Raw genomic sequence first — 21,947 nt, forward strand, 5'->3', positions numbered from 1 at the left:
GGCCATAAGGGGTAACATTGCGTTGATGGCCGGCTTGGTCCGGTGGCCCGCCCCCTTTGGGGCGGGTATTCGTTTATCTAAAGGTATTGCATTTATGGCGTCGACCCAAGTTCTAGCCGGGTTTCACGCGGTTGTCGCGCGGCTGCGCCACGCGCCCGAGTCGATCAAGGAAATCTATGTCGAGGCGTCGCGCCGCGACAAGCGCATGCAGACGTTCATCGAACAGGCCGAGAAGGCGGGCTGCCGCGTGCATCCGGTTCCGATGGAGCGCCTGGACGGGCTGTCGCGCGGTACGCGCCACCAAGGCGTAGTGGCCCTGGCCGACGAGCGCCAGCTGGCCGTGGATGTGGACGAAGTGCTCGATGTGATCGAAGGGCCGCCGCTGCTTTTGATTCTGGATGGCGTGACGGACCCGCACAATCTGGGCGCCTGCCTGCGTACCGCTGATGCGGCCGGCGTGCATGCCGTGATCGCGCCGCGCGACCGCGCGGTGGGTTTGAATGCCACCGTGCAGCGCGTGGCTTGCGGCGCGGCCGATACCGTCCCCTACCTGATGGTGACCAACTTGGCGCGCACCATGCGCAGCCTGAAGGATCGCGGCGTGTGGCTGGTGGGCACCGATGACCAGGCTACCGAGAGCATGCACCAGATCGACGCGCGCCAGCCGATGGCCTGGGTCATGGGCGCCGAAGGCGAGGGCATGCGACGCCTGACCCGCGAAACCTGCGACCAGTTGGTGAACATTCCAATGCTGGGTTCGGTGGAAAGCCTGAACGTCAGCGTGGCCAGCGCCGTCTGCCTGTACGAAACCGTGCGTCAGCGCAAAGCCTGAGCCGTTCCGTCCGATTCTTTTCCCGCTTTTTTTACACGTCAGCCCATCATGCACCAGAACGGCTTTACCACCACGATCCTCCATTCCGACCGCCAACAATCCGTCGAGCACGGAGCGGTGCACAAGCCGATGCATCCGTCGTCGGAATTCGCCTACGACGACGCGCGTGAACTGGCGGCAGTGTTCCAGGGCAAGGCGGGCTTTACCTACGCGCGCCAGGGCACGCCCACCACCACGGCGCTGGAAGCCAAGATCAACCACATGGAAGGCGGCAAGGGCACCGTCAGCTTCGCTACCGGCATGGCGGCGTTGTCGGCTATCTTCACGACCCTGCTGCGCCGTGGTGACCACATGGTGTCCAGCCAATTTGTGTTCGGCAATACCAATAGCCTGTTGGGCACGCTGCTTGAGCTGGGTGTTGAAATCACTTTCGTGGATGCGACGGACGCGGCGCAAGTGCGCGCGGCCATTCAGCCCAATACGCGCATGGTCTTCACGGAAACCATCGCCAACCCGGGCACGCAGGTTGCCGACCTGGCGGTGATCGGCGAGATCTGCCGCGAAAAAAATCTGGTCTACGTCGTGGACAACACGCTGACGTCGCCCTGGATGTTCCGCCCGTCGACGGTGGGCGCGTCGCTGGTGATGAATTCGCTGTCGAAATATATCGGCGGCCATGGCAACGCGCTGGGCGGCGCGGTGACGGACACCGGCCTGTATGACTGGGTCGACTATTCCAATATCTATGACGCTTATCGCAAGGGCCCGTCCACGGCGTGGGGGCTGACCCAGATCAAGAAGAAGGGCTTGCGCGACATGGGCGGCACGCTGGCGGCCGAGCCCGCGCACCGCATCGCCGTTGGCGCCGAAACGCTGGCGCTGCGCATGGCCAAACACTGCGCCAACGCGCTGGCGCTGGCCCGCCTTCTGAACGAACACCCTGGCGTGGCCAAGGTGCATTACCCCGGTTTGGCCGGCCACGCGCAGCATGCGCGCGCCGCCGCCTTGTTCGGCTCGCGCTTTGGCGGCCTGCTGGGCGTGGAGCTGGCCGATGGGGTGGACTGCTTTGATTTCCTGAACCGCCTGCGCATCGTGCTGATGGCGACGCACCTGGGCGACACCCGCAGCCTGGCGCTGCCGGCCGCGCACACCATCTATTACGAGATGGGCGCCGAACGTCGCAAGCAAATGGGCATTGCGGACAGCCTGATCCGCGTGTCGGTCGGCATTGAGGACGAGGCCGATCTGCTGTTTGATTTCGATCAGGCGCTCAATGGTTGCCTGAAGGGATAATTCGGCAACCGCGCGCCGGGCGTCTTTGCGACTGGCGCGCTTCAAGGACCCCCGGCTCATGCTTATACAGATTGCAGACGTTTTCACGCCCGACGAGGCGGCTGATATCCGTCAGAGGCTGGATGCCTCCGAATGGGTGGACGGCAAGGTCACGGCGGGCTACCAGTCCGCCGAGGTCAAGCGCAACCGCCAGTTGTCCGAGCAGCATCCGCTGGCGCAGGAGCTGGGCAACCTTATCTTGCAGCGGCTGGCCACGAACAACCTGTTCATGTCGGCTGCCTTGCCCCGCAAGATCTTCCCGCCCCTGTTCAACCGTTATGAGAGCGGCGAGGCCTTCGGCTATCACGTGGACAATGCGGTGCGCGGCATCACGGGTACAGCCGAGCGCGTGCGCACGGACTTGTCCGCCACGCTGTTTTTCTCGGAGCCTGATTCCTACGACGGCGGCGAACTCGTCATTGATGACACTTATGGTCCACGCGCGGTGAAGCTGCCAGCGGGGTACATGGTGCTGTACCCGGGCACCAGCCTGCACAAGGTGAACCCGGTGACGCGCGGTGCGCGTGTCAGTTCGTTTTTCTGGATGCAAAGCCTGGTGCGCGAGGATAGCCAGCGAGCATTGCTGCTGGATATGGACGTGGCGATACAGCGCTTGAACCAGGACGTGGCGGGGCACGCATCCCTTGTGCAGCTGACCGGCATTTATCATAATTTGCTGCGCCGCTGGGCGGATGTTTGATTCAGGCTTGAAGTGTTTTTGGCGGTGTCGCGCAAACCCCGAAATGCGCGTTTGTGTATATTGCGAAAACGGCTAAAAGCTAGTATTGGCGCGGGTTGTGGTGAGGTTTTTGCTTGACAGCCGCTCTGCGCCAAGGCCTAATACACCTCTGCGTCGCTGACGGTTTGAAGACATTTATGTCATCAAATCCTAGGCGGCGCAGCAGTTTAAAAGTTGTGCTTTTGCAGCGCAAGAAAAGTCTATCCACTGTCTGTTCGTCGTTTGTCGGACCTTGCGATTAGTTGGTGGCGTCCCCTCATGACAGCCATGAACCCCACGGTCTCGCCAGACTCCATACCTTGTGAGGGGTACACCTGAATGAACAAAACTGAACTCATCGATCACATCGCCAGCAAGGCCGATATCTCCAAGGCTGCTGCCGGCCGTTCGCTCGACGCCCTGATCGGTGCCGTCAAGACCACGCTGAAGAAAGGCGGCACGGTAACGTTGGTTGGCTTTGGCACGTTTGCTGTGTCGGCTCGCGCTGCTCGCACCGGCCGTAACCCGCGCACGGGCGAAACCATCAAGATCAAGAAGGCCAAGGTGCCGAAGTTCCGTCCGGGCAAGGCCCTGAAGGACGCCGTCAACTAATCGACGGCAAGGCGGTCGCTGGGCACCGGCCCCACGCGATTTGCCGACAACGACGCGGTCCGGTATACTCCGGCCCGCGTATTGCTTTTGAGTCCCCCGAGTTGGCTGCGAATTGGTCACTGCCTTGAACGAGTCATCGTGTTCAAGCAGCACTGAAAGTGTCAGGATCGGGTGCTTAGCTCAGTTGGTAGAGCGGCGCCCTTACAAGGCGTAGGTCACAGGTTCGACCCCTGTAGCACCCACCACCCAAAAGCGCGTTAAATCAGGCACTTAGGCTCAGCCAAGTGCCTTTTTTATTGCCCTTTTGCCACCCGAATAGGGAGTCTAAGGGAGCCTCAACCAACCATAAAGAGCTTGCTACCAACCGTCCTACGCCCTACATTGGCCGCTCTTAACGAGTAGGCGCGGGGGCAGCGGTGGCAGGAAAGAGAAAGCGGGCGAACGGCACCTGGGAATACATTTTCAAGCGCGCAGGCGTGCTGGAAAAGCCCATCTACATGACGTTCACTTCCGAGGAAGAGGGCGACGCATATGCCTCCCGACTGGAGGCGCTGCTAGACAACGGCATCGTGCCGGCGGAACACCGCGCCGAAAGCCGCATTTTGACGATTGCCGATCTTGACCGTGAGTACCAGCGGAACGCCCACCCGTCCCCCAAGGATGTGGCGGCGCTTCGTGTGGTGGTACGCATGGAGGGCGGAACCCCGCTTCGGGGCATCGCGGCGGCCTGGGTGGACAATTGGATTTCGGCCATGAAACGCATAGAGCGGCTGGCACCCGCGTCGATCAGGGCGCGCGTGGGCGCCTTGGCGCGGTGCACTGATTGGGGGATGCGGCAGGGCTATCTGACGATGCCAGATCACCCGTTCCGGTCCTTACCGAACGGGTACGCCCAATACACCGAAGAGGATCGAGTCAAGGCCGGGGGCGTGAAGCGCGTCGATCAGGAGCGTGATCGCCGGCTTGAACGGGGCGAGAATGAAGCAATCTTAGCGGTCATCGATGGCGGCGAGCTTGCAAGGAAGCATAAGCCCTATCCGCTACCGGACAGGGTGGCGCTGCGCCTTCTGTACCAGCTCGCGCTGGAATCTGCGATGAGGCTGCGGGAAATGTACACGCTGCGGGTGCATCAAGTGGATTTGCCCAAGCGGACTATCTTTCTGGACAAGACCAAGAACGGGGACAAGCGCCAGGTGCCCATGTCGAGTATTGCGCGCGGCTTGCTGGAGTCCCACATGTTGGAACGTCAGATCGCACCCGATGCGCTCTTGTTCCCCTGGTGGAACGGCGAGGATGCCTCCTTGCCGGCAACCAGTGACTTTCTGTCCAAGCTATTCGCGAATATTTTCGAACAGGCTGGATGCGAAGACTTACGGTTCCATGACCTTCGGCACGAAGCCACGAGTCGCCTTTTTGAGCGCACTCAGCTTTCGGAAACGCAGATCATGAAAATTACCGGCCACAAGAGTCAGCGGATGATGATGCGCTACGCGAACCTGCGCGGTTCTGACCTTGCCGCTGGGCTTTGGTAGGCGCCCGCATCCTGGCGCTGGTCTGCGTGACGATCATCTTCTCCAGGTACCCCAAAACATCCTTGACCAGCATAACGTAGGCCCGCCCGACCTTGGCGGCGGGGATGGCGGCGTCATCGATCAAACCAAGAACGGTTTTTGGGTGAACGCTGAGTAATTCAGCGGCGCCCTGCACACCAGTGGTGGGCGAACTTGCGCCGAATTGCGCGGGGGAACGCTGAACGCGCGCTCCGCGTGTCTGTACGGGGGCTGGCAGGCCAAGGTTGCCCGCCTGGGCATTGTTGCTCTGCGTAGTCATTTCGTTTGGTCCTTGTTTACCTCGGCCGGTTCGGCTTTCCAATCCCTGTAGCGCTCCAGGCTGCCCTTGGCGTTGGGCGTCGGCGGTGTGATGCCCTGATGGTTGTCCAGCCACGCCTGCACCTCGCCGCCTGACCACATCTTGCGCAGGTGAGTGGGGAACAGGATGCGCACCGCCTCGGTGGCCTGGGGCGTGGCACTGTCATTTGCCGCCGCATCCGCCAGCAGAGTCTGGATCGCAAGCCTGAAGGTGTCGCGGCACTTTTCCGCCAGGCGTGCGGGGATCATGCGGGCTTGATTGCCATCCGGGCAGCAGTCCCGGTATTCGTCCCCTACAGGGCCGACGCTGCCGCATCCAGGGCAGTAACGTGCCAGCGGCTCCGCGCTGGCCTGGGTCGCGGCAAACGCCAGCTCTAGGCTATAGCCCTTCGCGCGCATTTCTGCCTCGTCGGGCGGTGCTACCTTGCGTGTGTCGTGCCAGGCTGTCACGCCGGGCGTCGGCAGCGTCCAGAGGGCACGCCACGCCACCGGCTGCGCCTCCCCGGCTACAGAGGCGCTATGTCCAGAGCTTGCGTCCACAGGCACGGGCTTATGTCCATAGGCGTCCCCGGCCAGAATCGCCGTGCGCCCCAAAGCGTAGTAACGACCCCGCCATACGATACGGTCACAGTGATCCGGCACCGACTGCACGTAATCGCCCGGCTTCGCCTCCCCCGCCACAGGGGCGCTTGCCAGGGCGGCGACATAATCGTCGTACCGAACCCAGTCACCCGATGCCGTTTCCTGCATGCGGTCCGTCCCGTGGTAGTAGCGCTTAATCGGAGCCGCCCGCTCATCGGCTACAGGGGCGCTGGCCAGGGCGGCGAGTTCTGCTGCAATTCGGGTTTCCACATTGCGGCGAGCAATCGAACGAACGGACAGCAAGGTGCTGGACACCATGCTTTCGCCGTATTCGCTGACGTGTTCCAGAATTCGTTCCAAGGGCGAACCCTCGGCGTCCGCAGACTTGCGCCAAAGCTGCGCAGCCAGGAATGGGTCATTCTCCAGTTGTTCAACCGAAACCCCTTGAGGGTTGCAGGCGCTGCACGGAATCGACTCCGGGTATCCAGCGGTGTGGCTGGTGTACCAGCCGGGTCCGCCGCATCGCTTGCACCGCTCATCGGCCACCGGCTCGCCCGCCTGCACGCCCTCCGCGCGCAGCTGGGACAGCAGGGTGGATTCGATCAGCGACTGGATATGGTCGCGCCGACGATCGACGCCGGGCTCCATGCTCATTGCCTGGGCGAAGCCAAGATAAGTCAGGATTTTGCCGGCCGCCTGGGCGGCGATGTTCTGGTCGGTCATGAGAAAAGATCCTTTTGCCCGCCAACGTCGATCAGGCGGTAGTAAAGCGGCTCGTAGTCGTGCGCCACGGTGTCTTTCCAGACGCCCGGCGCCACGCGCTCAAGGTTGGTGAGGTATTGCAGGGCTTTGTTGCCGCGCGGGCCGTCGTCTTGAAACGGCTGGTGTTCGTTGTTCAAGCCCCAGCGGCGCATCGTCCAGTGGTCCGGCCCTTCATCGTTCTCGGGGATGACGCGGACGACTTCGTAGCAGAAGCGGAACCAGGGGAGACGGCCCACCGGCCGCAGGAACGTGCCAGGGACGGGGAAAAGTTCGGCGGCCATGGTCATCTACTTCGGGGGCGCATACCCGGCACCACCTTTCGTTTCGACGGTCACGGCGTGGGTGCAGCCCTTTCCGCAGTATTCCTGGTGGGTTGATGTGATGTCGCTGGCCGTGCTGGTGAAGTAGACCCAGCGGTTTGCGTCGTAGAACCTGTAGACGGTGACGCCTTTGTGGGTGAACAGTTCGGCAACCGCGATGTCTTTGTTGTCAGTGCCGGACACCGAGACGGGATCTTTTGAGCAGGCCGTCAGCACTGCGGCCAATACGATGCATATCAGCTTGCGCATGCTTGCCTCCGTGCGCCCTGGCTAGAGTGGGATGAGTGTCGGACCCAAACGCAGACCGGCCCCCAGTCTTCCGTATCGTGGATGGAGAGGATGAACCACCCCCAGCCCTTCGGCTTTGGCGGCTGCCACGCGCTTATGTCGATGCCGGCGTCGTCATCACCCCAGTAACTGACGCATGCCGGGTGGGCATCGTCTTCGCTTTCGAGATAGGCGACGCTGGTTTCAACCTGCTGGGACTTGTACCAGGCGCTTGCGGCAGCGCTTTGCCCCTCGTCGAACGAGGGGAACGCCGGATGCGTCCAGTACCCATCAGCATCGCGTTTGACGGGGGCGGGCTGAATCCTTCCATCGGCGATGGAGGCGCGGTAGTGCTTCCACGCAATGCGCCCAAGCGCTACGCCGCAGATCGAAGACGCGCCGAAGAGTGCCGACAGCGCGTACTCTTCCCTTGCGAGGTACATGCCCATCAACACGCACTGCACTGTGAGATTTACGGTGTGAAGCCCCATGTAGCGGATGAGAGTGTTCATTGCGCGGTTCCTTTGCCCTGCTGGGCGGCAATGGCGGCGTCGCAATGCTCCATAGAGCAATACCCTTTCCCCATGTGCAGTATGTTGGACGGTCGGCCGCACTGGCAGGCCGGAAAGGCGTCGGCGCGGTTGGCGTCGTACCATGCCTGCGCCTCCGTGCTGTAAGGCTCGTTCTCTGCGGGGATGTGACCTGGCCCCAACAGGCCGTTGCCTATCCACTGCATGGCCGCTTCTGCGCCCTTGCCGTGCCTCCATTCGATCCAGGCAGCTTGGTCGGCAACAACCATGTTGTGAACGATCTTGCTCAGTTCATCAATCAAGCGTTGCTGACGCGCAGCATCCCGCTCAGCGGCGGCTGTGGCCGTCCAGCCCGCCGCAACAAGGGCGGCGCGCATTCGCTCTCGGAAGTGTTCGTGCGGGTCGGGGATCAACGCAGCGCGCGGGGTTTCGGCGAACCACGCATTTACAGCTGCATCGACCAATTCGACCGGGGGCGTATTCTCGGGGGCGCTCATGCGGTGGCTTCCTCATTGAAGATCTATAGAGCCTCGGTGTGGGAGGCAATCGAGTACGATGCGCGCGTCTAGAGGAGACGCGTATGCACAAGGGTTATCAGGTTCTTTTGGCGCTGCTGTTTCTTGGGTTTTGCGCCGTGCTGGCCAAGTACTGGCCGACGACAAGTGAGCAGTGGGCTAGTTGGGTGCAAGCCATTGGCTCGATCGCGGCGATAGTTGCAGCAATCTGGATTTCGTCCAGTCAACATCGGGCCGCAAAAAGACGAGAGGCGCAGCAACGCGCGGACGCGGAGCGGAATTACTTGTCCGCCACCCGCGCTGAATTGGCAGTGCTGTGGAGTATGTACAACCTGAGGGTGGGAAATCTGCTGACTGAGCACGATCCGACAGAGTTGCTGGACGCAATATGGCCGATAGATCACGACCCTTTTGTGGTTTACAACTCGAACGCTCAAATGCTCGCAGAAATTGAAGACGACGGATTGAGAGCGTTGCTTATCCAGACCTATGCCCTGGGTAGGGGACTAATTGCGACCTGGCGTATGCACAATTCACTTTTGGAGGAGGTGATCAGGCTTACCCGTTACGCCAATGAGTTTCCTTCGGACGTTACAAAGTCGGCCGCGCAGAACGCATTTCGGATGGCACTGGCCTACGGTCCCGTCCTTAAGGATATTCACCTTGAGATGTCAAATCTTGCCCCTCGCTGCATCCAAGCCCTGGACGACGGCATTAAGAAAATAGGACATATGGCGTGACGCGTGCAATTTGTGCGTGGATTTAGATTCCGGCGTCGCAATGGAACGCTAGCCGCCCAACACCCAGCGCAGGGCCGCGGCGTAGTCGCCCTGGGCCTGCTCAAGTGCCTGTTGGATTTGGGCGCGGGATTTCAGCTTGGGGGCGGCACCCATGATTTCGGCTTGGCGCCGGGATCGCTGATGCGGCTTGGCGTCTTTGCCGGCGTCAACAAGCTGGGCCACCTTCTCGCGCTGCTCGGCGGGGGAAAGTTTCGTCAGGGCCTTGGCATGCGTCAGCGTGACTTGCCCTGCCTCGACGGCGTCCTGCACGACCTTGGGGCAGTCCAGCAGGGCCAGTGTGTCGCGGACGGTGATAACCGAGCAGTTGTAGATGACGGCTATCTGGTCTTCACCCCGGCCCAGCGCCAAATGCCGGCGCATCTTCTCGGCGCGCCCCAGCGGCGTTTCTGACGTTCGGATTTCATTCTCGCTAACGATGGCATCCAAGGCGTCTTTGCGCTTCCCTTGGTAGACCACGGCGGGCACCATCCGAATCGGCTCGCCTCGCGCACGCCGCCACTTGTTCGCAAGGCGGGCGTTCTTGACGCGCTGCCTACCGAAAACCACCTCAACGGCGCCGGTTTCAGGGTTTTTGGAGATCGAGACGTTTTCCAGAACCCCCTGATAGTCAATGTTGCGCGCCATTCCCTCGTCTTCGGGGAGGTGTACCCGCTCGTCGTACAAAGGCGACGATTCGTCTGTCACGAGGACAAGTGCGTCCGGGTCGAAGAAGAGGACGTTGGTTTTGCCGCTGGCGCCGTATGCGTCAATACTGTTTTTTGCCATTGCCTTACCCTTTGGATCAGATGCGCTTTTCGCCGCCCAGGGCGTCGACCAGTTCGGCCATAAGCTTTGCCAGTTCGCCGGTCATAAGCGCCATGTCGGAATCGAGTTTCTCGTCGTCTTTGGCGGCCACCGTTTCATTGCCTTCCTTCAGCACGTCCAGAGGTGAGACGCGCTTGATATCGAGGCCTTCGGTCAGGACAAACGAAATCCGGTCGGTCCAGGTCAAGGCGAGGCGGGTGCATTGCTTGCCTGACTGGATATGGCGCCCAACGTCTTCGGCGTCGATGGAATGCTTGATGTAGCGGATGGCCGCACCGCTTTCGCCGGACGACCGCAGTTCGGTGTCCTGGTCGATGCTGAAGTTGTCGGGGGCTTCGTCTTGGGCCAGCCAGCCCGTCATTGCAGACGCGGGCGACTGCGCGACGTACAGGTTTTCCAACGGAAAGGGCTCAATGCACTTGGCGAGGATTCCGATTACTTCGTCAGCCCGAGCGGATGCGGCTGCGTCAATCACAAGCCAGTGATTCAGCGGGTCGATCCACACGCGGGTATCGCGGTAGATGCTGAACGCACGGGGCAGAAGCTCGTCGGTGACGCGCTCCTTGATTTCCTTCATCTGCTTGCGGCCCGGCTTGTAGCCTTGCTGCTCTTCGATTTCCTGGGCGCGGAACTTGGCCACCTGGTTGAGGACCGTTGCCGGAAGGAGCTTCTTTTCGGCCCGCAGCGACATCAGAATCTGTCCGCTTACGGCGTGGGCCAAGCCGCCATTCTCACGGGGCGGAACCCATCCGATGGACTGCATTTCCAAGTTGTTGCCCGGCTGGAATGCTTGGCGCGCCAGAGCGGCTTCCAGGTCATCGCCGAACAACGTCCAGGCGGCCGAGAGGCGGTAAATCTTGAGATTTCTGAACCACATGGGGAACTCCGTTTAAATGGGTTTCTGCGCGCTTCGGGGCTTCCTGGGCGCGCGGGGTTTCACTTGCCTGACCTCGGAGGCAGCAATGCGACGGCGGGGTAGCGGAATCGGCGGCCACCGGCCTGCGCGGTCCCGCACGATGAATTCAATGCCGTTCATATCGCGAAGCTCAGCAACCAACTGAGTACTTGACGGCCAAAAAGGAAGAACGCCCCGAAGGCTATGCCTGCGGACCACGCCCACACGCGAGGGATATCGGCGTCCTTGCTCCAGTTGCCTTTGCCTGCGTGGTCACGGGGCGCGATGAGGTCGCAAAGCTTGCGTAATGGGTGCGGGTGCGATTGGTGCCGCACGGCGCGGCGGGCAGTTAGCTCGGTGGCGGCGGTCATTGCGCTGCCCCGGCGGCGTAGCCAAGTTCTCGGCGTACTGAGGTGCGCGGCATGCCCGCTGCCATGGCCGCAACGGCGGCCAGGTCTTCTGTGGAGTACTTGCAGGGAGCGCCTTCTTCCGCGCGTTCTCCGCTGAAGATGTCGTTACGGTTGATGAAGGCGATGAACGCGAGTTCGAGCGCCTTCTTCAGATCCTTTTTGAACGCGCGGTAATGGAGTTCGATTTCCAGGTATTGCGGCTTGGTAACGAGAAGCCAGAGAGCCGTTTCCCGGCGGTACTGGCGCGACTGCACCTCGTTGGACTTCAACACCATTGACGCCACTTGCACGAGAAGCCGACGGTCTTGGACGGTCTTCAAAGGAAACTTCATCCATTCGGTCGGAAGTCCTTCGTCTTCCAGATCCGCCAGGGACATTCCGTGTTTTTCAAGCAAGGACGCAAGGAAACGCTGCGCGTTGTCTCGTTCGCCACCCTCGCCGCGACGGGCGAGGGCCAGCAGCTTAAGCATCCGCTGGCGCGCTTTGTCGTTGTTCATTTCGATTCCAGGGGTCGGCCGCGACATAGCGGCGGTTGAGGTATTCGCCGAAAGGGGCCAGGGCCACCGCCGCCAAGGCGAGCAGGGCCAGGCCCCACCAGATGGCGGGGATGGTTGAAGGCATGGGGATGTGCGCGAACGCGCGGTGGTGGGCTTAGGAGAGCGGGCCGGTTAAGGCGAGCGATGGTATCGAGCGAAAGTCACTTTCGGAGCCGGTGACGTTGCGGCGCTGGCCCGCTCTCCAAAGCCCCCGGGCGGACCGGGGGAAGGGTTTGCCTTAGCTGGGTAGTATCGGCAGGGTTGCGCAACCCGCCAGGCAGGCGCAAACGCAGACGTAGAACACGGTTCGCAGAACGACCCGTAGAATGGTTTTCAGTGGCATGGTTGACCTACTTTGATTGCCCCGAGGGCGACAAAGTAGATAGCGGAACGACTTTAAACCGCTGGTAGGGTCATTCGTTTGGGCTGCTATTTGTTGATGCTGCTGCCGAAGTTGAATGCGTCGATGAGTTCTTCGATGAAACGGATGATCATGGCGACCATGGTGAAAGCTCCGGGGTGGGGGTAGGGTTGCTGAGGGATCGGGCAGCGCCTGCCGATGCCCCGCGCGCGGGGCATCGGGAGATACCGGGATGAATTGCGTGGCCACATCGCTCTAACTAGAATCCGACCACTTGGAGGAAAGAGTGATGAGCAAAAAACTTACCTGGATCGGAATTGCGATTACTGCGGCGTACCTAGTCGCCGCAGCCTTGTTGGGGTGGGGCGAATGGGACAAGTTTTCGGATATGAAGCCCAATGAGGTTGGGGACTTTCTAGCCGGCGTTGTCGGGCCATTGGCTCTTCTATGGCTGATCCTTGGCTACTTTCAACAGGGAGAGGAACTCAAGCAAAGTACCGAGGCGCTGCGATTGCAGGCCGAAGAGTTGCGAAGTTCCGTTGAGCAGCAGCATGCCTTAGTTGAGGTCACCAAATTGCAGGTAAATGCTCAAATTGAAGCCTTTGAGCGTGAAAGGGAGGAACAGAGAAGAGCTCTGTCTCCCTTATTCATCTTGGCGCATGCGGGTGGCTATGGTTCTGGCGATGGGCAGCAATATAAGTTCTCGCTACGCAACCACGGCGCGACGGTCACCCAATTCACTGCATGGTTCGAGGGAAGGAAAAATACTCCTCCTCAGCTGTCGAAAGATGTGCTCCCTCATCAGGGGGAGCTCACTTTTTCTTTCGCGGATAAACGTGAAGACTTGACACCAATGCTTGTCCGCATGGCCTTTATGGACGGCGGCGGGCACCGGGGTGTTCGGACGTTTAGCGTGGGTTTCTCACCTTCTAAAGAACCCATGCTCAATGATGTATCGGTCACCGCGTTGCCGGACTAACACCGCAAACGAGGTGCTTAGCCGGCTTGATCGGTTTAGGTAGACACGGCACTTGGCGATGGCCGCGACCTGCATTCAGCGGCTGGATGAAGAGGCCGGGGTTATCGTCGCCACGCCCGGCTGGGCGTTACCTGGGCGCGCTGGCCCATGCACACAGGGTCCGGGGGCGCACTGGCGCCTGGTTGTCCTGTTTCGCCCTTCCTCCCTCTCGGGGGCGGGCGGCCTAAGTTGTTAAAGAGCGGTGCATGGTGTGTTTCAGCCGATGCATGCGTGCAGTATTACCGAAACGGTAATATTGGTCAAACCAAAAAGGTAATTTGTCCATTGCATTTGTTTACCAATTAGGTAATTTCGATAGCCGCACCTGCGCAACAGCGCCTCGCGGCCAGGTCAGACGGACGAAAAAAAGCCGCCCGTAGGCGGCTGATTCAGTGGGTGAGACGCTTTACAGCAAGCGCTGATCGACCCCATTTCGTAGGTCGTATGGCGACCAGAGGATCCGTCCCACAATGCGCACATCGCGGCCGTCCTCCTTTTCCAAAGGGAAGGGCGGATACGCGGGGTTCAGAGACTTGGCGAGCCAGGTGCCGTCACGTTCGCGAGAGATGCACTTCACGATCATCTTGCCGCCATGGTTGATGGCGTAGACCGTGCGCGGATCAATCAGTCGGACGTCCGTCACCGCCTCTTCATAAAACAGCATCGGCCCTTCATTACGAATAACCGGCTCCATGCTGTCGCCGTCCGCATACACAATCTTCATGCGCTCGATCGGAAGCTTGAACGATTCCAAGAATGATCGGCGCAGAAGGATTTCGCCGATAGCCGTCTCTTCGTAGTTCTCGATGCCCAGCTTCCCAGCGGCGAGCCTGACATCGAGTTCGGGCACCGAAAGGAATTCTTGGTCATTTGCTGAATAGCCGGCGCGCGGGACATGCCCGACGTTCGCGGCATGGCTGATCCGCAATGATTGGACTGCTCGCTCTGTCTGTTGGGTCGTCGTCCCACCGTCCCAGGGAGCCACAGGCAGGCCGGCAATGCGCATCGGAAATTCATCGGTCCCGTCGTCGGCATAGAGGCCGCCACGCAAGACACGCGGAGCGTTGGCTTCGGGCGGCCGGGGCGGAGCAGCTACCTTAATGCCCAGGTTCAACTGAGCAATCGCCAAAGCCATAGCCCCTTCGAGCGCGCTCAATTGCCCTGCGGGTAAAGCCCGAACGGCAGCTTCTGCTATTGAAGGGAACGGCCAAGGGCGAGCATCGCTCGGGGCCTTTGCGTCGTCGTCGCGTACCGGTGTGTGATCGGCGTCCATCCAATTATTCGGAAGCCCAAACGCTTCCTCCATCTTGCGCGCGGCTCGGTCGCCAATGTCCTTCTTGCCGGTCGCATAGCGACTCACAAGGGAAGGCGTGGAGTACTCAAGGCGCGTGGCGGCCTCGGTCTGATTGCCGGAGCATTTTTCCTCGATGGCGCGAGCGAAGTTCGCCCGGCGGATTTCTTTGATGGACTTCATGGTGGTCATTGGACCTGGGTTTACCTTATAGGTAAATAAACCGAATGGGTAACTTCGTTTGGTTGATCTATTACCAAAAAGGTAATAGCATCCTGGCTTATGAATATCGCCAAACCCAAACCGAGCTTCAAGGCCTTCTACCTCGCCCTTTCGTCTGACGATCGGGCGAAGTTCGCGAGGCGGGCCTGCACGACCGTCGCGTACATCGAAACGCACCTCCTGTACGCCCGCAAGGTGCCTCGTAAGGGAACGATGGATGCGCTGTGGAAAGCGAGCCAGGAGTTTGGCGCGCCTTTCGATCACGGCGAGTTGCTCGGCTTTTTCTACGGTGGTCCCAAGCCCCACGAGCCTCTCGCGCCTACGTCACCGTAAGACCCTTATGGAGAGCCCCGATGGATAGCGCCAATTCGCCGGTCACGCCGGCAGACCAGCCGGCCCAGGTGCCGCAGACGTCCGACGACAAGGCCCAGATCGGCCCGTTGGATGTCTGAAGTTCGATTTCCATGCTTCACATCTTAGGGACGGTGGAGTGCCGCCGAAACCCTGATATTTCCCGATTCCAAGGTATGCCCGATGACCAGCCGCCTGAAATCCCACCACTGGCTTGATGTTCTTTACAACGATGTGCGCAATGCGCCCGGCGGCGTCAAGGACGCGGCCACCTTTTTGACTGAGCGACGGGGCAAGCGCATCCATTACGAATCGCTGCGCGCCAAGTTGAGCGGCCAAGAGGGCGAGTCGATCACGTTCGAAATGGCGGACCTGCTGACCGAATGGCTGGCGCAGAAGGCCGGGGGCGCTGAAGTAGCCCACCGCTGGGCGCAGACCTACGCGATGGTCGAGCATGGGCTCACCTGCTTGGACGTGCCGCCGCCGCCAACGGAGGGCTGGCCCGACGAATTGAAGGCTATCCACGAAAAGGTGCTGAAGGTAGGCGCCACGGTCGGAGGCTTGAATGCGTCGACCCTAGAAGCGATGGCGGACGGCCAAATCGACCCCGATGAGCGGAGCGCGCTGTACACGCTTTTCATGGACTTGGCCGTCTTGGCGTTCCGTGGCGCTCGCAATGTGTCGAGGGTGCAATGCTGACCCGTGGAGCTTCTGGTGTACTCGTGCGGGCGCGTATCGCGTCCACGGAGCGTAAGGGGGCGGCGCTGTCGCGCGCGGCTGCAATGATGTGCAACGGCGCGAAGTTTCAGCGGTGGGTTGTTTCCCGCGTTGGCGCCGCCCCCGAGGGCGTTTCAGCCCAGCAGCACGCAGCACAGTTCGTCCGCGATGCGTGCGGTATCACAAGCCGCGCCGAGTTGGATCACAACCCCAAAGCGGCCACGCTCTTCCATGAGGCCGTGCGCAAGCCCTTTGTGGACTGGAGCGGCGTCTATGACTGACTGCCTCCACATGTTCCGCGGCTACCGCGTGCCGGCCGAGACGGTGGAAGCCGTCAAGCAAGCCATCATCGACACGCCGCGCCGCGTCGATATCAAGGCGCTACAAGAAATCGTCCAGCCCGCTCTGGTGCCGGTGGACCCGTGGCCCAGCACGTCGCGTGCTGTTGCAGCGGCCCGCGCGGTTGAGTCGTTCCTGTTCGATGCGACCCAGGCCGGCCTGGTCAAGCGTCACACAAACGGCTGGAAGTTCCCGTACTGGTGGCGGGTTAAAGCTTCGTCGGGGGCGCAATGTCCTTGATGCGCCGCACCCCCCTCAAGAACAAGACGCCGATGAAGCGCAGCGCCACGCCGATGATGCGCGCTGCGCCGATTCGGACCACCCCAATGCCGCCGCCCCGTGCCGCCATCAAGGCGCGCAAGAAGCGCAAGAAGAAGCCCAAGACCGTCTACCGCAACCCCGCGCTGTTGGCGCTTGCCAAGGGCGAGGAATGCCTCACGCGGGTTCCCAGCTACTGCTGGGGCGGAACTGAAAGCACGGTATCGGCCCATTCGAATCGGACGCGAGACGGCAAGGGGAAAGGCATCAAGGCTCATGACTGGGCCATCGCGTTCGCCTGCGGCGGGTGCCATTTCTTCCTGGACCAGTCCAAGGCTCCGAGAGAAATGAAGCTGAGCTATTTCATCCCTGGCTTGCGTCTTACGCGCCAGCGAATCATGGACTTGGGTAAATGGCCCGCTGAAGCCGAAGCCGGCTATCAGAATTTGTATGGAGGGGCATCGACCCTATGAGCACCATCGTAATGTCGGCCTGCTGGCCGCTACAGACCAAAACGCCAGCTCAGAAGGCTGTATTGATGAGCATGGCGGATAACGCGAACGATGAGGGCGTGTGCTGGCCCTCCGTCGCCTACATCGTGATGCGCACCTGCGCTGGTGAGCGGACCGTCCAGGATGCCATCAAGTGGCTGATCAAGTATGGCGCTATCAGCGTCTCCAGGCGGACAGGCCGGTCCACGGTGTACACGATCACCCCCGCGAAATTCGCACCCCCGCAGGATTCGCACCCCCGCGAAATTCGCACCCCCGCAGATTCCGCACCCCCGCAAGAATCGCACCCCCGCGAATCTCGCACCCCCGCAACTGCCGCACCCCCACCCCCGCAGGATTCGCACCTCAGAGGTGCGAATGCCGCACCCAGAACCGTCATAGAACCTAAAGATGAACCGTCATTAAAAGAATCCCCCAGACCCCCAGAGGGGGCTTCGGGCCGTGGACGGAAAAAGAACGCGGTTTCGTTCAAGACGTTCGTCGATGCCTGCCAAGCCAATGGCGAGAAGGTCATCGGTGATTACCAGCCGGTGCTGGACTACTGCGAACAAGCAAAGCTGCCTGTGGAGTTCGTGAACCTGTGCTGGGCCGAGTTCAAGCGGCGGCACCTTCCGGGCGGAACGGCCGAGGGCAAGCGGTACACGGACTGGCGGCGGGCGTTCCTGAACTGCGTGCAGGGCAACTGGTACGGCATATGGTTTGCCGACAAGGCCACCGGCGCGTTTGCATTGACCACCAAGGGTGTCCAGGCTGAGAACGTCGTCAAGGGGGCGGAGCAATGAACGACGTGCTTGTTCCCCAGGCGACCGACTCCGAGCAGGGCGTCATAGGCGGCTTGTTGATCGACAACAACGCCATCGACAGGCTGGGCGACCTGCGGGTAGAGCATTTCTATCGAGCGGATCACCGGGTGATGTACGGCGAGATCCTGGCGATGATCGGGCAGGGCGTAGGGGCGGACGTCATCACCCTGGCAGACCGCATCCGGGCTAAGGGCGCTGACGCGGGCGGGCTGGAGTACCTGAGCGACATCGTTGCCAATACCCCGAGCGCTGCCAACATTGCCCAGTACGCGACGACGGTTCGGGACCGTGCGCAACAGCGGGGCTTGCTGGAGCTTGCACACGACACCATCGACGCCGTGCGCGCTTCAGGGGCGATTGGTGCAGCGGCGTTGATCGACCAGGCCCAAGCTGGCCTGGAAAAGTTGGCGGAAGGCGCAACCCGACAGCCTGAGCCGGTTCGGGCGGGCGATGACCTGATCAACTTTGTGGAATATCTGGAATTGCACGCCGACGACGAAACTGCCGGCGTCATGTCTACCGGCTATCCGGACTTGGACGCAAAGCTGGCTGGCGGCATTCGTGGCGGCGACCTGATTGTGATTGCCGGTCGGCCGAAGATGGGAAAAACGGCGCTCGCGCTCAACATCGGACTGCATGTTGCTAATGGTGGGAATGTGCTGGTGCTGTCGATGGAAATGCCCAAGCGGCAATTGCACACTCGCAATGTGGCAATTCTCGGGGGCGTGCCGATCCCTCGCCTACTGCAACCCAAGCTGATGTTGCAGTCCGACTACGAGGGGCTGACGGCAGCGTGCAAGCACATCGAATCGCTGGGCCTGTGGCTGGAAGACCAGGGCAATCTGAGCCTGATGGACGTGCGCCTGAAGGCCCGGCAGATCAAGCGCAAACATGGTCTGAACCTTCTGGTGATCGACTACCTGCAACTGATGCGCGGCGAAGGGCCGAACCGAAACGCGGAAATCGAGGGGATCACGCGCGGCCTGAAGGCGTTGGCGATGGAATTGGACATTGGGATTGTCCTGCTGTCGCAACTGAATCGCGATCTTGAGAAACGCCCCAATAAGCGCCCGATGCCGTCTGACCTTCGGGATTCGGGGGCGATTGAGCAGGACTGTGACGCAATCCTGTTCGTGTATCGGGATGAGGTCTACAACGCCGACAGTCCGGATCGTGGTGTTGCGGAAATCATCATTGGCGCTGGCCGCCAGGTGGACCGTGGAACGGTCGGGCTGCAATACATCGGAGAGAGGACGAAGTTCCAGAGCCTGGCCCAGGGCCAAGCATTCGGGAATCGGCCTGCTGCCAAGGGCGTGCGCTACAGCCTGATGGATGAGTAGAGCCATATGACGAACAGCGCGAGCAAAACCAGCAGCGAGTCATGGCGCCTGCAATGTGAGGCCCGCCATGTCCTATCCCTTCCGTTCGACCGTCGGATTCCCTATCTGAATCTGGTTGGCAGGAAGCGCGGTATCGAAGCCCAAAAGTACTTGGAACAAGAGGTAAGGCGACAGTTCGCCAAACGGAGGAAAGCGGCATGAGCGGAGCAATGGCACGCAACAAAGGCGCGTCGTATGAGCGCAAGGTTGCCAACATGCTGACCGAGGCAACCGGCAAGGTGTGGCGGCGGCGCGTGCGCAACGCGGTCGGTGATAGCGATGTGGTGGCGGACGATCCGGCCTTCGCGCGCATCAGCATCGAATGCAAGCACGCCAACACGCTTTGCCTGCCCGCATGGTGGCGCCAAGCGCAACAGCAGGCCGGCGAACAGGGCGTACCGGTGCTGATCTACAGGCAAACGGGGGCGCGTGGCGAATCGGTCATGGTTGACGCCCACGACGTGAACCCGAAGATTTTTCCCGTCCGGGGGCGGCACACCGTCACGATGGGCTGGGATGTAGCAATGCAATGGATGCGGGAAATGCTGCCTGCGAAAGTGACTTTTTCTCCGGGGATTTACTGATGACCATCTTGACCCTTTCCCGCTTGGCTTCGACCCCTGTCGTAGAGGCGAAACCCAGCCGACTGTTTGCCACCGCTCATGCGGCGCTGACCTTCGCCTATAACCACACCGACCAGGTGTATGACAAGCCCATGATGGCTCGCATGGCGCAGGCGCCGTCAGAAGGCAAGGGCTTGGGCGGAACTGACGGGGCAGGGCAGGCCGCCTTTGTCTTCGGGGCGCTGGATCCGCTGCCCCGCCTGTACCGCGCCATCCTAGTTGCACGCTTTGCGCCCCGAACGGACCGCTGCAAATGCTGCCAGGGCACCGTTGATCGGCATGATTGGCTCGCGGCGGTACGCGAAATCTCTGACGCGGCGGCATGCGATGCGTTATCGGGGCATCCCACCCCTCGCGTGCTGCGCGATGCCATAGTGGCGCGGTACTTCGGCAAAGATGTAAAGCTGTCGGATGCGGCTGAGCGGGCAGGGAAGAGCGCTGCAACGGCAACCAACTACAACGGCAAGATCAAGCTGTGGCTCTATGGCACGCGCACCACGAAACAAAAGGGTGGCGAACGTGGTGCAGGGCAGAAGGGCGTCGAGGCGCTGGCGATGGAATATGCCGCAGACCTGTTGTCGGCAAAAGGCCTTTGCGATTGATCGCTTGCGAGGTTGAATTTTCTCTGCTAAAGTTCACCCGGTTTAGTCACTTTGAATAAGTGCGTACAAAAAAGCCCGCCAGCGAAAGCAGCGGGTTTTTTGCATTTTGTGCGGCGGCTGCTCTCGTCTTGGCAGCTTGCGGTACAGTTATTGACAAAGTGGCCAAGGCGTGATCCCTATGTTTGGAAGTGGCGATAGGGCTTTCTCTGTTACAAGACCAGCGCATCATGCATATGCGCCCTACGCGCCGGAGAGCCCTGCATTTCGTGTCCTGCGGCTTTACAAAAAAAGCGATTTGATACCCAAATTTGATGTATAGTTCGCGTAGAGCAGCTTAATTTGTAACAGCGCTCGGTGACCGCTTGCGTAAAACAAAAATATGTGGCAGCCGAGATAACTATAGGGTAGTTGGCCTCTCTTAGTGTTTTTGCAGTTGATTGCAAAAAAGGGCGGGAGGTATTCACGATGAAAAATTTCAGCAGAAATCGACTGATCAACGCGATCATTTACTTCGCTCGCAATGTAAATGCGTGTGGGAAGATCAAGTTGTTCAAATTGTTGTATCTGCTGGATTTTGAGCATTTCAAGCAGACTGGAAAGAGTGTCACAGGCCTCGACTACCAAGCATGGAAGTTCGGCCCTGTTCCGGTTGCTTTAATGGAAGAATGGGAAGTGCCTCGCGAAGACATTCGCCGAGCGCTAGACGTGATTCCTGTGAAGGTCATTGACTATTGCCGCGAAGAAGTCCGTGTCAAAGACGGGGTTGAGTTCGACGACGAAGATTTTTCGCCGCGCGAACTTCGCATAATGGCGGACTTGGTCGCCCGATTTGGGTCGGCCTATTCGGAAAGGATGATTGACGTTACACATGCCCAAAATGAAGCATGGGACAGGGTATGGCGTGACGGTCAAGGGGCGTTTGATACAATTCCTTACGAACTGGCGATCCCGGATGACAATCCTGATCGTGAAGAGTTACTCCGAGTTGCTAACAACGAGCGCATGTACGAAAATGCGTTATTAGCGTTGAGCAACGAGTCCCTTCATTAATGATTCCCCCGGGTAGTTATTCCCTCGGCCAGATTTGGCACAATAAGAATTATTATCAGACCGACGATGGTCAGCAGATGCCGAAATTTGAGGCTTTGCTGGCTCGTGGCCCCGGTCCTGGCGATCTTTTGACCGCGTGCTTTACATCCAAGCCAAATGGGTTGCCCGAGAGTCCCGCATGTTCCCTGGGCCCCCCCGCGCTGGCTATTGTGTTGGCCTCTTAGGTCCCCCGATGACCAAGATGTCATGGGTGGACTTCAACAGCGTTAAATATAGGGACCAATACTATACCGATAAGTGGTTCCGCGCGGGCGTGCTCACGCTTACAGGCTTAAGTTTGACCCCAGCGGTACTGCGAAATGTACTGGAATGCTTGAGTGGATCGGATGATCTTCGCACGGGGCATTGGAAATGGATTCAAGCAACTCTTCATGATTTGCCATCGACTTAAGCAATGATTTGCATGTCAAGGCCTCAACTGCCAACAGCAGTTGAGGCCTTTTTGTTTGGGCGTTTGTTTCGTCACGGCGATACCTAGGCGTAGAGGGCCGCCTTGGTAAGTGTTCAACCTACCATTTGTTGATAAACGCAGGTACGTTGTGATGCTGAGACTTGGGTGCTTTGGTGGCCCAATGTTC

At 60.1% G+C, this 21,947-nt stretch carries 30 protein-coding genes and 1 tRNA gene; 19 read left to right on the top strand and 12 right to left on the bottom strand.

Annotation, left to right across the window (positions count from 1 at the left end; translation table 11 throughout):
* Nucleotides 1-94 precede the first annotated feature (94 nt).
* The 6 genes from rlmB (at nucleotide 95) to ELS24_RS08970 (ending at nucleotide 5,026) form a co-directional block, all read left to right on the top strand.
* Nucleotides 95-832, top strand: a complete 738-nt coding sequence (gene rlmB, locus ELS24_RS08945) for a 23S rRNA (guanosine(2251)-2'-O)-methyltransferase RlmB (RefSeq protein ID WP_100857043.1) — start codon at nucleotides 95-97, stop codon at nucleotides 830-832.
* A 48-nt stretch (nucleotides 833-880) separates the two neighbouring features.
* Nucleotides 881-2,125: a cystathionine gamma-synthase family protein gene (locus ELS24_RS08950; protein ID WP_127183875.1), complete on the top strand. Its 1,245-nt coding sequence runs from the start codon at nucleotides 881-883 to the stop codon at nucleotides 2,123-2,125.
* 58 nt (nucleotides 2,126-2,183) lie between these two features.
* The gene (locus ELS24_RS08955; RefSeq protein WP_127183876.1) at nucleotides 2,184-2,864 is read left to right on the top strand and encodes a Fe2+-dependent dioxygenase; all 681 of its coding nucleotides are present in this window, start codon (nucleotides 2,184-2,186) and stop codon (nucleotides 2,862-2,864) included.
* Between the two features lie 357 nt (nucleotides 2,865-3,221).
* Nucleotides 3,222-3,494 carry an HU family DNA-binding protein gene (locus ELS24_RS08960; RefSeq protein ID WP_003812968.1) on the top strand — a complete coding sequence of 91 codons (273 nt, stop codon included), beginning with the start codon at nucleotides 3,222-3,224 and terminating at the stop codon, nucleotides 3,492-3,494.
* A gap of 169 nt (nucleotides 3,495-3,663) precedes the next feature.
* Nucleotides 3,664-3,739 (top strand) — tRNA-Val (locus ELS24_RS08965).
* Nucleotides 3,740-3,910: 171 nt separating this feature from the next.
* Nucleotides 3,911-5,026, top strand: a complete 1,116-nt coding sequence (locus tag ELS24_RS08970; protein ID WP_127183877.1) for a site-specific integrase — start codon at nucleotides 3,911-3,913, stop codon at nucleotides 5,024-5,026.
* Here the strand turns inward: ELS24_RS08970 and ELS24_RS31685 are convergent.
* The 6 genes from ELS24_RS31685 to ELS24_RS08995 are packed head-to-tail and all read right to left on the bottom strand — an operon-like array spanning nucleotide 4,947 to nucleotide 8,320.
* Complete coding sequence (locus ELS24_RS31685; protein WP_370641184.1) at nucleotides 4,947-5,324, bottom strand: helix-turn-helix domain-containing protein; 378 nt, start codon at nucleotides 5,322-5,324, stop codon at nucleotides 4,947-4,949. The two genes, ELS24_RS08970 and ELS24_RS31685, sit on opposite strands and share 80 nt — an antisense overlap.
* Nucleotides 5,321-6,667 carry a hypothetical protein gene (locus tag ELS24_RS08975; RefSeq protein WP_127183878.1) on the bottom strand — a complete coding sequence of 449 codons (1,347 nt, stop codon included), beginning with the start codon at nucleotides 6,665-6,667 and terminating at the stop codon, nucleotides 5,321-5,323. Before ELS24_RS08975 ends, ELS24_RS31685 begins: the two co-directional genes overlap by 4 nt.
* Nucleotides 6,664-6,987 (bottom strand): hypothetical protein, encoded by a 324-nt coding sequence (locus tag ELS24_RS08980; protein WP_127183879.1) that lies wholly within the window; start codon nucleotides 6,985-6,987, stop codon nucleotides 6,664-6,666. Before ELS24_RS08980 ends, ELS24_RS08975 begins: the two co-directional genes overlap by 4 nt.
* Before the next feature lie 6 nt (nucleotides 6,988-6,993).
* Nucleotides 6,994-7,275: a DUF4884 domain-containing protein gene (locus ELS24_RS08985; protein ID WP_127183880.1), complete on the bottom strand. Its 282-nt coding sequence runs from the start codon at nucleotides 7,273-7,275 to the stop codon at nucleotides 6,994-6,996.
* Nucleotides 7,263-7,805: a hypothetical protein gene (locus tag ELS24_RS08990; RefSeq protein ID WP_205736958.1), complete on the bottom strand. Its 543-nt coding sequence runs from the start codon at nucleotides 7,803-7,805 to the stop codon at nucleotides 7,263-7,265. The genes ELS24_RS08985 and ELS24_RS08990 overlap by 13 nt, the downstream gene beginning before the upstream one ends.
* Complete coding sequence (locus ELS24_RS08995) at nucleotides 7,802-8,320, bottom strand: hypothetical protein (protein ID WP_127183881.1); 519 nt, start codon at nucleotides 8,318-8,320, stop codon at nucleotides 7,802-7,804. The genes ELS24_RS08990 and ELS24_RS08995 overlap by 4 nt, the downstream gene beginning before the upstream one ends.
* 83 nt (nucleotides 8,321-8,403) lie before the next feature.
* Between ELS24_RS08995 and ELS24_RS09000 the strand changes: the two genes are divergently transcribed.
* Nucleotides 8,404-9,078: a hypothetical protein gene (locus ELS24_RS09000; RefSeq protein ID WP_127183882.1), complete on the top strand. Its 675-nt coding sequence runs from the start codon at nucleotides 8,404-8,406 to the stop codon at nucleotides 9,076-9,078.
* Nucleotides 9,079-9,126: 48 nt separating this feature from the next.
* Here ELS24_RS09000 and ELS24_RS09005 read toward each other — a convergent pair whose 3' ends face one another.
* From ELS24_RS09005 to ELS24_RS30810, 5 genes are all read right to left on the bottom strand, one after another.
* Complete coding sequence (locus tag ELS24_RS09005; RefSeq protein ID WP_127183883.1) at nucleotides 9,127-9,903, bottom strand: ParB/RepB/Spo0J family partition protein; 777 nt, start codon at nucleotides 9,901-9,903, stop codon at nucleotides 9,127-9,129.
* 16 nt (nucleotides 9,904-9,919) lie between these two features.
* Nucleotides 9,920-10,819: a recombination-associated protein RdgC gene (locus ELS24_RS09010; protein WP_127183884.1), complete on the bottom strand. Its 900-nt coding sequence runs from the start codon at nucleotides 10,817-10,819 to the stop codon at nucleotides 9,920-9,922.
* A 155-nt stretch (nucleotides 10,820-10,974) separates the two neighbouring features.
* Nucleotides 10,975-11,208, bottom strand: a complete 234-nt coding sequence (locus ELS24_RS09015; protein WP_127183885.1) for a hypothetical protein — start codon at nucleotides 11,206-11,208, stop codon at nucleotides 10,975-10,977.
* Nucleotides 11,205-11,744: a hypothetical protein gene (locus ELS24_RS09020; protein ID WP_127183886.1), complete on the bottom strand. Its 540-nt coding sequence runs from the start codon at nucleotides 11,742-11,744 to the stop codon at nucleotides 11,205-11,207. The genes ELS24_RS09015 and ELS24_RS09020 overlap by 4 nt, the downstream gene beginning before the upstream one ends.
* A complete protein-coding gene (locus tag ELS24_RS30810) occupies nucleotides 11,710-11,868 on the bottom strand; it encodes a hypothetical protein (RefSeq protein WP_164741229.1) in 159 nt (52 codons plus the stop codon). Before ELS24_RS30810 ends, ELS24_RS09020 begins: the two co-directional genes overlap by 35 nt.
* A gap of 565 nt (nucleotides 11,869-12,433) precedes the next feature.
* Here ELS24_RS30810 and ELS24_RS09025 point away from each other — a divergent pair.
* Nucleotides 12,434-13,123 (top strand): hypothetical protein, encoded by a 690-nt coding sequence (locus ELS24_RS09025; RefSeq protein ID WP_127183887.1) that lies wholly within the window; start codon nucleotides 12,434-12,436, stop codon nucleotides 13,121-13,123.
* Between the two features lie 445 nt (nucleotides 13,124-13,568).
* On the opposite strand, the gene ELS24_RS31220 is transcribed toward ELS24_RS09025, so the two are convergent.
* Nucleotides 13,569-14,645: a S24 family peptidase gene (locus tag ELS24_RS31220; RefSeq protein WP_240669470.1), complete on the bottom strand. Its 1,077-nt coding sequence runs from the start codon at nucleotides 14,643-14,645 to the stop codon at nucleotides 13,569-13,571.
* A 90-nt stretch (nucleotides 14,646-14,735) separates the two neighbouring features.
* On the opposite strand from ELS24_RS31220, the gene ELS24_RS09035 reads away from it, so the two are divergent.
* The 11 genes from ELS24_RS09035 (at nucleotide 14,736) to ELS24_RS09080 (ending at nucleotide 21,309) form a co-directional block, all read left to right on the top strand.
* The gene (locus tag ELS24_RS09035) at nucleotides 14,736-15,008 is read left to right on the top strand and encodes a hypothetical protein (RefSeq protein ID WP_127183888.1); all 273 of its coding nucleotides are present in this window, start codon (nucleotides 14,736-14,738) and stop codon (nucleotides 15,006-15,008) included.
* A 201-nt stretch (nucleotides 15,009-15,209) separates the two neighbouring features.
* Nucleotides 15,210-15,725 carry a hypothetical protein gene (locus tag ELS24_RS09040; RefSeq protein ID WP_127183889.1) on the top strand — a complete coding sequence of 172 codons (516 nt, stop codon included), beginning with the start codon at nucleotides 15,210-15,212 and terminating at the stop codon, nucleotides 15,723-15,725.
* Entirely contained in the window at nucleotides 15,719-16,024 is a 306-nt protein-coding gene (locus ELS24_RS09045) for a hypothetical protein (RefSeq protein ID WP_127183890.1), read from the top strand. The genes ELS24_RS09040 and ELS24_RS09045 overlap by 7 nt, the downstream gene beginning before the upstream one ends.
* Nucleotides 16,017-16,322, top strand: coding sequence for a hypothetical protein (locus ELS24_RS09050; RefSeq protein WP_127183891.1), 306 nt, complete (start codon nucleotides 16,017-16,019; stop codon nucleotides 16,320-16,322). Before ELS24_RS09045 ends, ELS24_RS09050 begins: the two co-directional genes overlap by 8 nt.
* Nucleotides 16,322-16,813: a nuclease domain-containing protein gene (locus ELS24_RS09055; protein WP_240669546.1), complete on the top strand. Its 492-nt coding sequence runs from the start codon at nucleotides 16,322-16,324 to the stop codon at nucleotides 16,811-16,813. Before ELS24_RS09050 ends, ELS24_RS09055 begins: the two co-directional genes overlap by 1 nt.
* Nucleotides 16,810-17,634 carry a helix-turn-helix domain-containing protein gene (locus ELS24_RS09060; RefSeq protein WP_127183893.1) on the top strand — a complete coding sequence of 275 codons (825 nt, stop codon included), beginning with the start codon at nucleotides 16,810-16,812 and terminating at the stop codon, nucleotides 17,632-17,634. The genes ELS24_RS09055 and ELS24_RS09060 overlap by 4 nt, the downstream gene beginning before the upstream one ends.
* Complete coding sequence (locus ELS24_RS09065) at nucleotides 17,631-18,995, top strand: replicative DNA helicase (protein ID WP_127183894.1); 1,365 nt, start codon at nucleotides 17,631-17,633, stop codon at nucleotides 18,993-18,995. The genes ELS24_RS09060 and ELS24_RS09065 overlap by 4 nt, the downstream gene beginning before the upstream one ends.
* A gap of 6 nt (nucleotides 18,996-19,001) precedes the next feature.
* Nucleotides 19,002-19,196 carry a DUF7696 family protein gene (locus ELS24_RS31690; RefSeq protein ID WP_428839683.1) on the top strand — a complete coding sequence of 65 codons (195 nt, stop codon included), beginning with the start codon at nucleotides 19,002-19,004 and terminating at the stop codon, nucleotides 19,194-19,196.
* 8 nt (nucleotides 19,197-19,204) lie between these two features.
* Entirely contained in the window at nucleotides 19,205-19,618 is a 414-nt protein-coding gene (locus tag ELS24_RS09070) for a putative PDDEXK endonuclease (protein ID WP_127183895.1), read from the top strand.
* A complete protein-coding gene (locus tag ELS24_RS09075; protein WP_127183896.1) occupies nucleotides 19,618-20,259 on the top strand; it encodes a hypothetical protein in 642 nt (213 codons plus the stop codon). Before ELS24_RS09070 ends, ELS24_RS09075 begins: the two co-directional genes overlap by 1 nt.
* 465 nt (nucleotides 20,260-20,724) lie before the next feature.
* A complete protein-coding gene (locus ELS24_RS09080; protein WP_127183897.1) occupies nucleotides 20,725-21,309 on the top strand; it encodes a Panacea domain-containing protein in 585 nt (194 codons plus the stop codon).
* The last annotated feature ends 638 nt before the right edge of the window (nucleotides 21,310-21,947 follow it).

The organism is Achromobacter spanius, from assembly GCF_003994415.1.
GTDB lineage: Bacteria > Pseudomonadota > Gammaproteobacteria > Burkholderiales > Burkholderiaceae_B > Achromobacter > Achromobacter spanius_C.